Origin of the sequence: Rhodococcus sp. 66b, assembly GCF_002076325.1 — a bacterium.
Taxonomy (GTDB): Bacteria; Actinomycetota; Actinomycetes; order Mycobacteriales; family Mycobacteriaceae; genus Rhodococcus_F; species Rhodococcus_F erythropolis.
Window position 1 is genome coordinate 169,795 of record NZ_MUZB01000012.1, and the last position, 16,727, is coordinate 186,521.

The following is a 16,727-nucleotide window of genomic DNA, read 5'->3' on the forward strand; positions in this document are numbered from 1 at the left end:
TTCCGTACCGTTATGGTTAGGCTGGCCTAAAGTAAAGGCGTGCGGACGGGGTCGACACGAGGGGTGGGTTGGCTCGATCTGAGCGCGTCGACCACTACTCGAGGAGACCGATGAGCAACACCGTGGACCGTGACCAGATCGTGCGCGACGTCGCCGAGGTTCTGTCGATGAGGGCAGAACAACTCGGCGACGACGCGGACCTGGGTGACGAAGGCCTTGACTCGGTTCGCTTGATGACGCTCGTCGAACGGTGGCGGGGAGCGGGCGCGGATGCCGACTTCGCGGAGTTGGCAGAAGAGCCCACGATCAATGCCTGGGTTCAGGTCCTGTGCCCGCAGTGAGCGAGCGCCGAATCGCCGTGGTCACCGGTGCTGCTGCGGGGATCGGCGCCGCAGTAGCCCGTACGCTTGCGCGCGACGGGTATTCGCTGGCGTTGCTCGATCGCGACGACGTCGAATTGAAGCGAGTAACTGCGGAATTGGCAGAAACAATCGTCGAAGGCGCCGATATCGAGAGTCACGTCGTGGACGTGACCGATCGGCAGGCAGTCGACGCTGCAGTGGCCTCCACGATGGATACGTTCGGCCGGATCGACGCGCTCGCGCACGTCGCCGGAATTCTGGACACCGGATCGGTGCTTGACTCCGATCCAGACCAGTGGCGGAAGATATTCGGCGTCAACGTATTCGGATTGCTCAACGTTCTGCAAAGTGTGGGACTGGAAATGCGTCGCCGGCGGGCCGGGTCGATCGTGGTGGTCTCGTCCAACGCGGCCGGTGTCCCACGTATCGGGATGGGTGCTTACGGTTCGTCCAAAGCTGCTGCCACCATGTTGGTTCGAACCGCGGGCCTGGAGTTGGCTGTCGACGGGATTCGCGTCAACGTTGTCGCTCCGGGTTCCACAGACACAGCGATGCAGCGGTCTTTGTGGTCGGACCCTTCCGACGATTCGGGTGCCGATGCGGTCATCGAGGGCAATCTGGCGGGCTATCGCCTGGGCATTCCGCTCGGAAAACTTGCCACCGCAGACGATATCGCGGACTCGGTGCACTTCCTGCTGTCCGACCGGGCGGCCCACATCACAATGCAGGCGCTGTACGTCGACGGCGGAGCGACGCTAAAAGCGTGAGATGTATTTGCTGACAGTACTTTCGAAGAGGAGTCACTTGCATGACATCGAGGATCGCTCGCGAGCCCTTGGCGCCCGTCGCACAGTATCCACCCGAATTGGTGACGCATTATCGGGAACGAGGCTACTGGACTGACGAGACGCTGGCCGGATTCATCACGGTCGCGGCCGCACGGCATCCCGACAACGAAGCGGTGGTAGGCAGCGATGCCACCGGGGCACAAACACGGCTGACGTATTGCGACCTCGATCGTCGCAGCTCGGCAGTGGCCGGAGGCCTGTCCGGGTTGGGTGTTCGCGCCGGTGACCGTGTGCTTCTGCAGCTACCGAACATCGTGGAATACGTCGAAGCATTGTTCGGTGTGTTGAAGCTCGGCGCCCTGCCGGTATTCGGGTTGCCAGCGCATCGCCGAACCGAAATCGGATACTTCTGCCAGTTCGCTGATGTCGCTGCCTATATCGTCGCCGACCGTCATGGCGGGTTCGACTACCGCGCACTGGCGCGTGAGGTGAACGAAGGCCTCGAGACTCCGCCTGTGGTGATCGTGGCCGGCGACCCCGAAGAGTTTGTCGGTTTCGATTCGCTACGCGGATACGAGATTCCCGTTCTTGCCGACGTCGATCCGTTGTCGGTCGCCTTTCTTCAGCTTTCCGGTGGCACGACCGGTGTTCCGAAGCTGATTCCGCGAACGCACGCCGACTACCTCTACTCGGTGCGGGCATCCAACCCGATCTGCGGCGTCGACGATTCGACGCGCATGTTGGTGGTTCTCCCTGCTGCGCACAATTTTCCGATGAGTTCGCCGGGCATTCTCGGTGTCTTCCACGCGGGCGGCACCGTGGTTCTGGCGCCGGACACCATGCCGTCCACAGCTTTCGGTCTGATCGAATCAGAGCGAGTCACGCACGCGTCGCTGGTTCCACCGATCGCATTGGCCTGGATGGCCGCCCCCAGCAAGGCAGATCACGACCTGTCGAGCTTGCGGGTTCTCGGCGTCGGCGGAGCGAAGTTCAGCGCCGAAGCTGCCGCACGCGTACCCACGGAGCTGGGCTGCACCCTTCAGCAGGTGTTCGGCATGGCTGAGGGTTTGGTCAACTACACCCGCCTCGACGACACGCAAGAATTGATCGTCAGCACGCAGGGCCGGCCCATTTCACCGGACGACGAGGTTCGTGTAGTCGATGACGATGGCGCGCTCGTCGAGCCCGGAACCACGGGGCACTTACTGACTCGGGGGCCGTACACGATCCGTGGCTATTACCGGGCGGATGCGCACAATGCCGAGGTCTTCGACGCCGAAGGTTTCTATCGCACCGGCGATCTGGTCAGCGTCACCGATACGGGACACCTGATTGTCGAGGGCCGCGCAAAGGACCAGATCAACCGCGGCGGCGAGAAGGTGGCCGCCGAGGAGATCGAGAACCACCTGCTCTCGCATCCTGCTGTCCACGATGCGGCCGTCGTCGCTGTTCCCGACGAGTACCTGGGCGAGCGAACCTGCGCCGTTCTGGTGATTTCCGGAGATGCACCGACCGTCGGCGAGATCAAGCGATACATACGAGGCCGAGGCGTTGCGGCGTACAAGGTTCCGGATCGAGTGGAGTTCGTGACCGAGTTCCCCGTCACCGGCGTCGGAAAGACCAGCAAGGCGGCCTTGCGCCGTGTTCTCAGCGAATCGATTGCCGCACAGACTCTGTCGAGTTGATCGGTTCCCACCCCCCACATTTTCGAGGAGATTCATCATGGCGCTACCCACAGCAGTGCGATACGAGATGCCCACCGAGTTTCCGCAGAATCGGGTCGACTGGACTCTCGATCCTTCCCGAGCGGTGCTGCTTCTGCACGACATGCAGGAATATTTCGTGAACGCGTACGACCGAAGCGTCGACCCGCTCCAAACCGTGGTTCCGAACATAGACCGGCTTCGTTCGTCGGCGCGAGCTGCCGGAATCCCGATCGTCTACACCGCGCAACCCGGTGATCAGGATCCCGAGGAGCGTGCGTTGCTGTCGGATTTCTGGGGACCGGGTCTGAAGGCAGATCCCGCTCACACCGACGTGATCGCCGAGTTGGCTCCGCATTCGGACGACGTGATGCTCACAAAATGGCGCTACAGCGCCTTCATCAAGACGGATCTGCGTGAGCGGCTGCGCGAGAGTGGGCGTGACCAGCTGATCATCACCGGAATCTATGCCCACATCGGTTGCCTGACTACCGCTTTGGACGGGTTCATGCAAGACGTGCAGATCTTCTTCGTGGGCGACGCGGTAGCCGACTTCTCCCTAGGCGAGCATGTCGGTGCGCTCGAGTACGCGGCCGGGCGCTGCGCCTCGGTCACCCGAACCGACGACCTGGTCAAGGCGATGAGCGCGGAAACGGTTTCGGCGTAGGCGTGAACGGCGACGGGTGCGCCACCCGTCGCCGTATTGTCAGGTGTGTGAAGACTCTGTTGGTGGTTCACCACTCGCCCTCGCCGACAACCCACGAATTGTTGGATGCGGTCCTGGCCGGGGCTCGCGATCCCGAGATCGAGGGCGTCGAGGTGAAGGTGATGCCGGCGTTGGCGGCGACGGTGCCCGACGTCCTCGCTGCTGACGGCTATCTTTTCGGAACCACCGCCAATTTCGGTTACATGTCGGGCGCGCTGAAATACTTCTTCGACACCACGTACTACCAATGCCTCGGCGCGGTTTCGGATCGACCGTACGGCCTGTGGGTTCACGGCAACAACGACACTGCCGGTGCAGTGTCCTCGGTGCGCAAACTCGCCACCGGGCTCGGATTGGTCGCGGTGGCGGATCCGCTCGAAGTGACTGTGAGCGTGGACAAATCTGTCCGCGATGGTTGTTATGAACTGGGCGGAACCGTCGCGGCAACGCTGATGGACTAGCCTTCACTTTCTCGTTTCGGTTCACGAAAGAGACTGTCCCGCAAGCGGTTGTAGAAGTTCGTGTCCTCTGGTGAACGCGTCGGGAGCCGTCGGTTCTCGGGTCACCGGCGAGGCGGATTCCCCGATTCATCGACATTTAGTTTAGGCTACCCAAAACGACGTTAGGTCACCCTTGGGTGACGTGTGTCCACAGACGAGGGGATCAGTGTGAGCGTTCTTCCAGGTTCGAACTCCGGAGCGGCAAACGAAGCTACGTTTGCTCTCACAGGAGCTCAACTCGGGATTTGGAACGCACAGAGGCTTGATCCCGAATCTCGGAGCTATCTCGTCGGTGAGGTGCTCGAAATCTCGGGCGACGAACCGATCGACACCGAACGTCTGACGACCGCCATCAGGGCGACGATCGGCGAAGCCGAAACCATGCGGCTGCGGATGATCGAGACGGCGGACGGCCCGCGTCAGTACATCTCCGACGAGCCGGTTGGCATCATCCCGATCACCGACGTCCGTGACGAGCGCGATCCCGTAGCCGTGGCGCACGCACTGGTCGACGCCGAGCGCAGCCGGGCGTCCGAGTACTGCCGTCTGATGGTGGAGCGCCCGCTTTACACGTACTCGCTGATCAGGCTCTCCGATCGCGAGATCTGGTGCATTCAGCTCTATCACCACCTGATCGTCGACGGATACAGCGCAGCAATGATTTCGCGCCGAGTCGCCGCGCACTACACGGCCGCGAAGAAGGGAACCGAGGTCGCGCCAACGCGATTCGGTTCGATGAGTGCGTTGGTCGCCGAGGACGAGGCGTACCGGGCGGGCAACCAGTTCGTCGAAGATCGTGACTACTGGCGTGATGTCCTGACGCCGTTGCCCGCGTTGGACGGACGGGGCCAGCAGGTCACCGGTCCAGCGGAACGAACGATCCAGGTTCGCGAGGTCATCAGTGCCGACGCCCTCGGCCGCCTCAAAGAGGTGGCAGACGCGACGGGAACAACGTGGGCCGAGGCACTGATCGCCTGCTACGGCGCGTTTCTCCACCGGTTGCTCGGTGAGACGGATGTTGTCATCGCGATGCCACTCATGGCGCGCGTGGGGCGCACGGCACTCAAGACCCCGGCCATGGCAGTCAACGTTCTGCCTCTCCGGTTGACGATTCGCAGCCACGATCGACTCGGTGACCTGAGCAAGCAGGTGGCCGCCACGATGAAAAGCCTGCGCGCACACCAGCGCTACCGCGGTGAGAATCTTGCTCGGGACCTGGGCGTCGCCGGCACCGGCGCACTGCTTCACGGGATCGGAATCAATCTCAAGGCTTTCGACTTCGCCCTCGATTTCGCCGGTGCTGTGGGTGTACTGCGTAACGTCGCCGGGGGGCCGCCGGAGGACCTGGGTTTGACGGTCACTCCCATCGCGGACGGCGAAGTTCTCCTCGGGTTCGAAGTGGACGCGCGTACCAACACTCGGGATTCGGTTCAGCGTCGCCTCGCCGGTTTCGTGAGCATCGTCAACGCGATGGTGGGGGAGGGAGACCCTGCCGTCGGACAGGTGCAGATGATGCCGGCACCCGAAGCTGCGCGGATTCTCGCCGGCCGCGAAACTGCACCGCTGCCCGGCTCCGTCGCCCTCGTCCCGGACGTCTTCGACCGCATCGTCGCCGATCATGCGGATGACACGGTCCTGGTGTGCGGCGAGGAACGTCTGACAGGCGCAGAACTCGGTGGCCGCGTCCACAAGCTCGCCCGGTTGCTTCGGGCTCGCGATGTCGGCCCGGACGACATTGTCGGACTTGCACTTCCGCGTACCTCCGAGATGGTGGTGGCTCTGCTCGCGACACTGAACGCTGGCGCAGCGTACGTGGCACTGGATCCGCAGCACCCGGCCGAGCGATTGCGGGATCTGATCGACGACGCGCAACCGAAGGTCGTGCTCACCACTTCCACACTGGCTGAGCAACTCGTCGGAGATTCTCGACCCGACCCGCTCGTACTCGATTCCGCCGCAGTGCGCGAAGAACTCCGTGCCCATTCCGAGCTTCCACTCGAACTCGGTGAACTGGCGACGGCGCGGCATGTCGATCACCTGGCGTACGTCATCTACACCTCGGGATCGACAGGCAAGCCGAAGGGCGTGTTGGTCAGAAGCGGTGGATTGGCGCACCTGCTTCACCATCACCGCGCCACCATCTACCGGGACACGGCCGCGCGCGTCGGAAACCGGCAACTGCACACCGCGCATACGGCGTCGTTCGCCTTCGACGCGTCTCTCGATCAGCTGTTGTGGCTGCTGTGTGGTCATCGGGTGCACGTATACGACGAAGAACTGCAGAAGGACGCCGTTGCCCTGGTCGCGGCGTTCGAGCGAGATTGCGTCGACGTGGTCGACACGACGCCGTCGATGGCGGCAGCGATGGTGGACAACGGATTGCTGCGTACGCAGCGGTTGCAGCTCCTCGTCGTGGGCGGCGAGGCGGCACCGCCCGCACTGTGGGACGCAATCATCGAATCCGGTGTTCCCGCTCGAAACCTGTACGGCCCCACCGAAACGACGGTCGACGCGATCGCGACCACGGTCGAAGGTGCCGGACCGCGTATCGGGTACCCGCTCGCGGGAACCCGCGCGTACCTGCTCGACAGCGCGCTCGAACCGGTCGCCGACGGCGAACGAGGTGAGCTCTATCTGGCCGGACCGCAATTGGCCAGGGGATACCTCGGTCGCGCCGGCGCGACCTCCGAGCGTTTTGTCGCAGATCCTTTCGGGGCTCCGGGAGATCTGATGTACCGCGCCGGGGACGTCGCGCGCTGGGTACCCGGGCGGGGATACGACTTCATCGGTCGTAGCGACAAGCAGGTGAAGATCCGCGGACATCGCGTCGAGTTGAGCGAGGTCGAGGCTGTTCTCGGATCGGTGCCCGGAATCGGCGCGGCCGCCGCGCTGATCCGTACGGATGGAGGACGGCCCAGCCTGGTCGGCTACGTTGTAGCCGCCGCCGGCACGACGCTTCCGCCGCAGGAAGAATTGCGCCGAGATCTCGCCGCTCGCGTACCGGATCATTTGGTTCCGGCCGCAATCGTCGTTCTGGACGAACTACCCGTCACGGTGAACGGAAAGCTCGATCGTGCGGCACTACCTGCGCCGGCTACCGAATCGGAAGGTCGCGCTGCATCGACACCGCACGAGGAAATCCTCTGCGACGTGGTGGCCGAGGTGCTCGGCCGCGAGCGCGTCGGCGTGGACGAGGATTTCTTCGGCCTCGGTGGTGACAGCATCACGGCAATCAGTGTCAGCAGTCGCCTGCGGGTGCGCGGACTGGTCGTCGCTCCGAAAGAGCTACTTGCACAGCGAGATCTGGGAACCATCGCCGCTGCGGCGCGTGAGATTGCCGATGACGCCGACGCCGTAGCCTCGGTTGCGGACGTGGCGACCGGCACCGTGATCGCTCCGCCGATCGTTCGGGCACTGATCGACAAGAATCCGACAGACGAGGCAATCGCGGGCTACGCGCAGTGGACCGCAGTGCGCATCGACGACGGCCTCTCGCTGGGCGACCTGCAGTCCGGCGTGCAGACGATCCTCGATCACCATGACGCTCTACGTCTGCTCCTGCGCCGTGACAACGACAGCGGCACTACCGAATTGATCGTCCGAGACGTCGGCGCGGTGCGCAGCGAGGGGCTCGTTCACGAGGTGTCCGACACCTCCGACCCGTCCCGGATCAGAGAGCTCGCGGAGGCGTCGGCGGCGAGTCTCGACCCACGCGCCGGTGAACTCCTGCGAGTCGTACTGGTCAATACCGAGGCCGGTCGACCCGACCACTTGATCGTCGTGGCTCACCATTTGATCGTCGACGGTGTGTCCTGGCGAATTCTGCTTCCAGACCTCCACGAAGCTACCGATGCAGCGCGCGAGCGTAGGTCGGCCCGGCTGGGTGCTGGTGGAAGTTCGTGGCGCCGATACGCGGGGTTGCTCGCAGAATTCGGGACCTCGGGCAGCATGGCATCGGAGCTCGAGTACTGGAAGTCCGCGTCGGTACAGGCGGACGACGAGCCGATCGGCAGTCGTCGTCTCGACCCGAAAGTCGACCTCACCGCAACCGCCTCTCGCACGACAACTGTTGCACCCCCGGCTGTCACCGACGCGCTGTTGACCACGCTTCCGGCGGCGTATCGAGCCAAGGCCGACGAAGTGCTTCTCGCGGGTTTGATGCTTGCCTTGCGCTCATGGCAGCACGGCCGCGGCCTCATCGGCCTGCCCGCGCAGACAGTCACCGTCGAAGGCCATGGCCGCGACGCGCTCACCAGCGACACCGACTTCGCCGGAACCATCGGGTGGTTCACCAGTGAGTTCCCCGTCCGGGTTCCCACCGATGCACTGCTCACCGCAGACGATCTTGCCGACGCACTGAGCGGCGGAGCGGCTGCCGGGCATCTGCTTCGTGCGGTGAAGGAAGCAAAACGCGCCGTACCCGGAGGTGGAGTCGGCTACGGAGTTCTGCGGCATCTGGATCGCGACACCGCACCTGACCTTTCCGCGTGCGCTACACCTGAACTGTTGCTCAACTATCTCGGCCGCTTCCCGTCCCTACCCGGAACCGGATGGCGATTGCCGGAGCAGGATCCATTCGCGGTCATCGAACCGGCGAGCAAGGCAATGTCGGAAGTGCTGGCGCTCAACGCATTTGTCCGAGAGGACGACTCGACGACGCTGGCAGTCGAATGGACTGCGGCGGGTTCAGTGCTCGACGCCGCGACGATCGTCGAGCTGCAAGAGCATTGGGAACGTGCGCTCGCTGCACTGACCGCGCATGCCGCGCTCTTCGAGGGTGGTTTGACGCCTTCCGATTGCTCGGCGACGATCTTCGGCCAGGGCGCGGTGGTCGATCAAGCCGGGATCAACGAACTCGAAGCCGTCCACGGACCGCTTGCCGATGTACTTCCGCTGTCGCCGCTACAAGAAGGCCTCCTGTTCCACGCGGTCCGTGACGGCGAAGCAGACGTCTATACCCTTACTGCACGCTTCGACCTCTCCGGCCCGTTGGACGAGGTGAAGTTGGCCGACGCGTTCGAGACCGTGATCGACAGGCACCCGAACCTACGCGCAGCTTTCCACTACGAGCAGTTCGAACGGCCCGTTCAGATCATTCCGCGCGGTGCAAAAGTCGAGTGGCGTTCGGTCGACCTGACCTCCGTTCCAGCTGACACTGCATTCCGCTCTGCAGATCAGCTCGAGGACGAGGCCGCCGATTACGTCTTCGATGTCAGTACACCGCCTCTGCTGCGTGCGCTGCTGATTCGGCTGCCCGGCGGGGTGCACCGTTTGGTCCTCAATGCGCATCACCTGCTCACCGACGGGTGGTCGACTCCGATCGTCCTGCGCGAGCTGATGAACGTCTACCACGACGGCGATGCGCACCTTCCTGCGCCGACGCCGTATCGCGACTACTTGGCATGGATCGCCGGCCGTGATCAGGACTCTGCCCGCGCAGTGTGGAGTGAGCGTCTGCGTGGGCTCACCGCGCCGACTCTCGTTGCCGACGCAGGGGCGCCGCGAAGTGTGCCCGTCGCGCTCGAGGTTCCTCTCGCGACATCGGACGCCGAAGCGCTGATCGAACTCGGTCGTGCGCGTGCGCTGACGGTCAACACCCTGGTTCAGGGTGCGTGGGCAGCGGCGCTCGCCGAAGCGACGGGGCAGTGGGACGTCGTGTTCGGGGCCACGGTGTCCGGCCGACCTGCCGAACTCTCCGGGGTGGAGGGAATGGTCGGGTTGTTCAGCAACACGATTCCGGCCCGCCTCGACATCGTCGCGGATCAGCCCTTGCTGGATCAGTTCGTCGGTCTGCAGAACGCGCAGTTCGACATCGTGGACGTCGAGCACACCAGTTTGGCCGAGATCGAACGCATCGCCGGGATCGGTCAACTGTTCGACACGCTCCTGGTGTTCGAGAACTTCCCGAACTCCGGTGCGGGACAGCCTGCATCGCACACACTTCGAGTCGAGGGATTCACCAACCGCGGAGTCACGCACTATCCGATGACGTTGATGGCGCCGCCGAGCACCGGTCTGGATCTGGTTCTGTATCACGATCCGGCAGTTGTCTCCGAAACCACGGCGCAGCGAATGGTTACCCGGCTCGCGGAGATCCTGCGTGGGTTGCTGACCGAGCCGACAGCTCCCGCATCCGCGGTGCTCACGGTTGTCCGACAGGCAGCGTCCGTTGCCGATGCGGTGTCTGTCACGAAAAATATGGCTGTCACGAAAAAGGCGGCTGCGTCTGATCAAGCGATCGATGTCGATCCAGCGGTCGTCGATGCAGTGTGCGCCTGTGTCGCAACGGTGTTGGAGATTCCCGACGTCGATCCGGGTGACAATTTCTTCACTCTCGGCGGTCACTCGCTCACTGCGATGCGGTTGGTGGGAAGTCTGCGGAAGCTGGGAATTCGCGTCGTCGTCTCCGATGTCTTCGACACCCCGACCCCCCTCGGTCTTGCCGTGGCCGCACGCGTCGATCAGAAGAAGTTCTCGCCGGATTCGGTTGCTGTCGTCGATCGACCCGCCGTGACCGTGGCGACGTTCCGCGCCCCGGCAGCGGCGGGAAATCCTGATCACGAGCGGTATTGGGTTCGCACGCTCGCGGGCTTGCCCCTAGAAACGGACCTTCCCTACGATCGCCCGCGCGGCGAAGAGTACCGCCCGCACACCTACGTTCGTCAGCTACGCGATGCTCGGTTCGGTGACGGATCAGGATTCGACGCGGTGCTGTTGGCCGCAGTGGCGGCGACGCTGAACGGCTTCGGTGGCGGTCGGGACCTTGCGGTCGGACTGTTCTCGGAAGGGACTGACAGCCTGATTCGGGTCGATCTGTCCGGTCGGCCGCGAATTGCCGATGTCGTTCGACGAGTCGAAAACGCTGTATCTGAGGCACTTGCGCATTCTGATGTCAGCCTGGACCGAATCGCCGATCTACTCGGGCGTCCCACCAGCAGTCTGTTCGCTGCCCGTGTCGGTCACTCGCCCGGAGCGAGCGTCGACCTCGAATTCGTCCGAACCGCAACAGAACTTCGATTGACGGTTGATGCCGGGCTGTTCGACGCCGCGACTGCGGACGCATTGCTCGACGGTGTGATCGCGGTCCTCGGTCACGAAAACAGCACTGTCGTCGCGGATCTGCGATTGTCGGAAAGCAAGTCGGATCGCGATCCGGGACGACGCGCGACGCCGCCGTCGGGGATCTCGCAGTTGTTCGCTCGACACGTCAGCCGTCACCCCGACGACGTCGCGGTGGTCTCCGGTGAGGTTGGAATTACCTACAGGGAACTGTCGGCGCGCGTCGACGAGCTGGCCCGCGAACTTCTCGCGGCCGGCGCCGGACCCGAGAAGGTAGTCGCCGTCGCGCTCGATCGAGATGCGGATCTGGTGGCCGGACTGCTCGCGGTACTGCGTATTGGTGCGGCGTACCTGCCACTCGACGTCGACTACCCGAGTGAGCGGCTCGAGTTCATGATCGAGGACGCGGCTCCGGTGTGTGTCCTGACCAGTATCGACAGCGCCGGGCAACTTCCGTCGACGGTCGCCACGAGTGTCTTCGTGGACGGTGAGTTCACCAACTCGGGTGTTGTGCTTCCTTCACCGCCCGCGGCGGGCGATCACCTCGCCTACATGATCCACACCTCCGGTTCGACGGGTCGCCCCAAGGGCGTGATGGTCTCGACGGGCAACCTCGCGGCCTTCGCGGACACGGTACTCGAGGATTGCTGGATCAGGCCGGGCGATCGCATCGTCGCGGTGACAACGGTGTCGTTCGACATCGCCGCACTCGAGTTGCTGTGCCCGCTCGCAGCGGGCGCGACTGTCGTGATCGCAGACCGCAGGACGGTTCGCGATCCGGATGCGTTGTCGGCGTTGATCATCGCAAGCGATGCGACAGTGATGCAGGCAACGCCGGCGCTGTGGCGAGTGGTCACCGAACACGAGAACGCATCCGGACTCGCCATGGTGCGAGCCCTGGTGGGAGGGGAAGCCCTCCCGCAGGATCTGGCTGACGATCTGGTGGCCAACGCTGCTTCGGTCCGGAATGTCTACGGACCCACCGAGGCCACGGTGTGGGCGACATCTTCGGTCATCACAACCGGTGACCGAGTCACGATCGGTCAGCCCTGGACCGACGTGCACGTGCGAATCCTCGACGACGACCTGCGTGAGGTTCCGGAAGGCGTTGCGGGCGAGCTGTATCTGGGCGGTGCGCAGGTGGTCCGCGGATACCTGAATCGCCCCGATCTGACCGTAGCTCGGTTCGTTGCCGATCCTTCTCTACCGGGGGCACGCCTCTACCGCACCGGCGATCTGGTCCGACGCAGGCGAGGGGTTTTGCACTTCCTTCGTCGTGCGGACGATCAGGTGAAGGTTCGCGGCTTCCGCATCGAGCTCGGCGAGGTCGAAGGCGCGCTCGGATCGGTGGCCGGTGTGTTCCGCGCGGCAGCCACCGTCCGTGTCGATGCGGCGGGTACCGGAAGTCTGCACGGATATGTGGTTCCCGAAGGTGGAACCACGCTCGATTCGGTACTGGTGCGCAAGGAGATTGCGCGGCTGCTCCCCGAGCACATGGTGCCGCAGAGCATCACGGTGCTCGAAGCACTCCCGCTCACCCTCAACGGCAAGGTGGACCGAAAGGCATTGCCCGACACCGCGCCGGATCGTGTGCCGAGTCCACTCGTAGCCGTCGATGCGGATCGTCGGGCACGGCTCGAGTCGCTGAGCCCGGGCTGGCAGGACGTGCTGCCACTCGGTCCCTTGCAGGAAGGCATGTACTTCCAGTCGGTTCTCGACGGCGCCGGCGGTACGGATGTCTATCACATGCAGCCGCGATTCGAGTTCTCCGCCGATGCTGCCGTCGACGTTCGCTCACTCCGAGCAGCGGGGGATGCGCTCTTGCGGCGCTATCCGAACCTGCGGGCCGGCTTCACACACGCCGGTTTCGACGCTCCGGTGCAGTTCGTGCCCAGGGCAGCCGAAATGCCTTTCCGCGAGATCGATCTGAGCGCAGTTGCGACCGAGGACATCGATCGCGAGGTTCGCGCCGTCGACGAGGCTGAATTCGGCACGCTCTTCGACTTGAATGCACCACCACTCATTCGAATGGTGCTGGTCTGGTTACCGGGTGGGGGAGCGCATCTCGTCTTCACTCAGCACCATCTGCTGACCGACGGTTGGTCGCAGACCTTGATGTACGCGGAGTTGTTTGCGCTCTACGAGTTTGCTCGCACTCACGGCACGGACCCGGTTGGACTCGACGGCGCGCTCGACAAGCCTGCGGACTTCCGTGATCACCTGCGATGGATCGCCGAAGCGGATCGCACGGACGCCCTCTCGTCCTGGAAGGACTACCTCGCGGATCTCGAGCAACCCACACTCGTGGGTGGTACGGGATCAGGCGGACGCGCTCCGTTGCCGGTGTTCACCCGCGTTCAGCTCGAACAGAGCATCACCGAGCACGTTCGCGAGCTGGCCAGACGTAGCGGAGTGACGCTGTCCACCGTCGTCTCTGCGGCGTGGGGCCTGGCATTGCGCGCCGTGACGGGGCGTGACGACGTGGTCTTCGGATCGACGGTTTCGGGACGTTCACCCGAGGTCGAGGGCGCCGACCGCATGGTGGGCTTGGCGCTCAACACCATTCCCGTGCGTGTCCGGGTCCGGCCAGGCGAGGAGATCTCGGCGTTGCTCGGACGCCTGTTCCGTGAACAGGGTTCGCTGCTGGGGCATCACCATCTCGGGCTCGGCGACGTACAGCGAAGCGCTGGGTTCGCAACACTGTTCGACACGCTCTACGTCTTCCGCAACACGCCTCGTGACGAACAGGCACGTCGAGACACGTTCGGGCGCAGTGGAATCGTCGGGTTCGACGCAGTGGACGGCACCCACTATGCGCTCACGCTCGACGTGGATCCGGGGGTCGGGGATGCGCCGATGGCGCTCACTCTCGAAAATCGTCCCGACCTGATTCCCCACGACGTGGCTCGGGACGTTCTTTCACGCACCATCACGATCCTCGAAGTGATGGCGAATTCCGATACCGCCACGGTGGCGGACACGGCGGTTCCGCTTTCGCGCACCCCCGCGGAATTCGCTTCGGAGCACATTGTGATGCCGCGGCCGGACCAGGCCGGCGGTAGCGTGGACGCCTTGCTCCGCGAAAGGGCAGCGGCAACTCCGGACGAGACGGCGCTGGTCTTCGGAGACGTCACACTGAGCGCAGCCGAGATGAACACTCGAGTGGACAGGCTGGCACGGATACTCGCTTCGGCGCTGGGGCAGTCGGTGCCAGGCGCGGGATCGACCCGTGTTGTGGCGCTCGCACTTCCGCGTACCGCCGATCACGTCGTAGCGATCTTCGCGGTCATGAGAACCGGAGCGGCATACCTTCCCTTGGATCTGGCTCACCCGCCGGCACGCCTGCGCGAACTGATCCTCGACAGCGATGCGGCGCTGGTGATCACCACGACTCAGACGCGTGACCTTGTTGTTTCGGACGGACAGGTATGTCTGGTCCTCGACGACCCGGACGTAACCGGGGTACTCGACGGGCAGTCCCCGGCACCTGTAGTCGACGAGGCCGCGGTGTGCGGGCCGACCTCACCGGACCAGCCTGCCTACGTCATCTACACCTCGGGCAGTACCGGAAAACCCAAGGGCGTCGTGGTGGGTCACCGCGGGTTGACGACGATGTATCACAATCACAAGGCCGAGATCTTCACTCCGACCGAAAACAGTGTGGGTGGCCGACGTTTGCGCATCGCGCACACAGTCTCGTTCTCGTTCGACATGTCGTGGGAGGAACTGTTCTGGTTGCTCGCGGGGCATGAAGTTCACGTGATCGACGAGCAGGCGCGACTGGACCCCGCGTCTCTGGTGAAGCATTACCGCGAAGTCGGTATCGACGTCGTGAATGTAACCCCCTCGTATGCACGGGAACTGATGGCCGCCGGTCTCCTCGACGGGGAGCGGACGCCTGTGTTGGTGATGCTCGGAGGAGAAGCTGTACCTGCCGAACTGTGGTCGCGATTGCGCGATCAGGACGGTGTCGACGGGTACGACCTTTACGGGCCGACGGAGTTCACGATCAACGCGATGGGATCCCCGGTTCAGGGGAGCGAGACACCGTGCTTGGGTCGTCCGATTCTGAACGCGTCCGCGCGGGTACTCGATTCGGGGCTGCGGGAGGTTCCGATCGGAGCGGCGGGCGAGCTGTACATGTCCGGTGACGGAACGGCGATGGGTTACCTTCACCGGACCGCGCTGACATCTTCCGTATTCGTCGCTGATCCCTACTCGGTCGGTCACCGCATGTACCGCACGGGTGACGTCGTTCTGCGTCGCCGCGACGGCGAACTCGAATATCTGGGTCGCGCAGACCATCAGGTCAAGATCCGAGGCATTCGGATCGAATTGGGTGAAGTGGAATCCGCGCTGGCGTCGTTGCCGGGAGTGTTGAGAGCGGCAGCGTCAGTCCGTAGCGAAGGCGGTGGGCCGCCGCGACTGGTCGGGTACGTCATCGAAGAACCCGGCGCTGATTCAACCGATCTGCGAGCTGCGTTGCGGGAACGCGTACCGGCACACCTGGTTCCGTCGGACATCGTCGTCGTGGATTCGATTCCGCTGACGCCCAACGGAAAACTGGACCGCGGTGCGTTGCCGGCACCCCCCGCCCGAGCAGCGGCCCGAGCACCGCGAACCGAGATGGAAAGGCAACTGTGCCAGGTCTTTGCGCGGGTACTCGGCGTCGAGGCCGTCGATCCCGACGAGAGCTTCTTCGATCTCGGCGGCGACTCGCTTCGAGCCATGCGACTGGTGGGGGAGATGGAGCATGACCTGTCGGTGAGCGTCGGTGTGGGAACGCTGATGGCCCGTCCGACAGTTGCAGAACTTGCAGCACACCTTGGCGAGTCGGCGTCCGAAATCGATTTAAGTCGCGATCGCCTTCTGACACTCCGAGCCGAAGGCAGCGAAGAACCACTGTTCTGCGTGCATCCGGCCGGTGGATTCGCTTGGCCCTTTGCACCTTTGATCGGTGTCCTCGAGGCTGACCGTCCACTGTTCGGCCTGCAACTTCCCACAGTTGCCGGTGAGCCACTCGAACCGACGAACGTGGACCAACTGGCAGCGATGTACGTCGACACGATTCGGGGCGTTCAGCCGAGCGGGCCGTACCACCTGCTCGGCTACTCGTTCGGTGGCAACGTCGTTGCCGCGATGGCGGCTCAGCTGGTCGGTATCGGCGAGAGGGTGGAGTTCGCCGGTCTGATCGATACTCATCCACTGGGAGATCGTGACGATCGCGGTCGCGACGATGCCGACGACCGAGATCTGGCCGCCGCCCTGCCACCCGAGATCCTCACTCAGGCAACGGGACTGGTCGAGGATGTTCGGGCGGGTTTTGATGCCACTCGTTTGCTCGTGGCCCGCTCGACTGACACAACCTACGACGGACCGGTTACTCTGATCACCGCCGACGCCGAGGCGTCCGGACAGCTGCTGGCCGATCGCTGGCGCAGAGTCCGCGGGGACCGGGACATGGCAGTACACCATCTGCCGTACGACCACGCCGGATTGGTGACCCCAGCCGGGTGGGCGGCAATTGCCCCGCTGCTCGACAGCCATTTGTCGAAACGCACGGCCACATAGTTTGAAAACCACACAGTTGAAACACAATGGGAGCTCAA

6 protein-coding genes are annotated in these 16,727 nt (G+C 63.9%); all 6 read left to right on the plus strand.

From position 1 onward, the window contains the following. Positions 1 to 110 precede the first annotated feature (110 nt). The 6 genes from B0E55_RS22585 (at position 111) to B0E55_RS22610 (ending at position 16,689) form a co-directional block, all read left to right on the plus strand. On the plus strand, positions 111 to 341 hold the full coding sequence (locus B0E55_RS22585; protein WP_003942230.1) for a phosphopantetheine-binding protein: 231 nt from the start codon (positions 111 to 113) through the stop codon (positions 339 to 341). Beyond that, on the plus strand, positions 329 to 1,129 hold the full coding sequence (locus B0E55_RS22590; protein ID WP_080910504.1) for a 2,3-dihydro-2,3-dihydroxybenzoate dehydrogenase: 801 nt from the start codon (positions 329 to 331) through the stop codon (positions 1,127 to 1,129). The genes B0E55_RS22585 and B0E55_RS22590 overlap by 13 nt, the downstream gene beginning before the upstream one ends. A gap of 41 nt (positions 1,130 to 1,170) precedes the next feature. Beyond that, positions 1,171 to 2,835 carry a (2,3-dihydroxybenzoyl)adenylate synthase gene (locus B0E55_RS22595; protein WP_080910505.1) on the plus strand — a complete coding sequence of 555 codons (1,665 nt, stop codon included), beginning with the start codon at positions 1,171 to 1,173 and terminating at the stop codon, positions 2,833 to 2,835. A 37-nt stretch (positions 2,836 to 2,872) separates the two neighbouring features. Beyond that, positions 2,873 to 3,520, plus strand: a complete 648-nt coding sequence (locus B0E55_RS22600; protein WP_080910506.1) for an isochorismatase family protein — start codon at positions 2,873 to 2,875, stop codon at positions 3,518 to 3,520. A 47-nt stretch (positions 3,521 to 3,567) separates the two neighbouring features. After that, positions 3,568 to 4,020, plus strand: coding sequence for a flavodoxin family protein (locus B0E55_RS22605; protein ID WP_003942217.1), 453 nt, complete (start codon positions 3,568 to 3,570; stop codon positions 4,018 to 4,020). A 207-nt stretch (positions 4,021 to 4,227) separates the two neighbouring features. Next, positions 4,228 to 16,689: an amino acid adenylation domain-containing protein gene (locus B0E55_RS22610; protein WP_241896123.1), complete on the plus strand. Its 12,462-nt coding sequence runs from the start codon at positions 4,228 to 4,230 to the stop codon at positions 16,687 to 16,689. Positions 16,690 to 16,727: the final 38 nt, after the last annotated feature.

What these genes read in the sequence shown, in the direction of transcription:
- B0E55_RS22585 (WP_003942230.1), top strand. Translation starts at nt 111, where the DNA reads ATGAGCAACACCGTGGACCGTGACCAGATCGTGCGCGACGTCGCCGAG.
- B0E55_RS22595 (WP_080910505.1), top strand. Translation starts at nt 1,171, where the DNA reads ATGACATCGAGGATCGCTCGCGAGCCCTTGGCGCCCGTCGCACAGTAT.
- B0E55_RS22600 (WP_080910506.1), top strand. Translation starts at nt 2,873, where the DNA reads ATGGCGCTACCCACAGCAGTGCGATACGAGATGCCCACCGAGTTTCCG.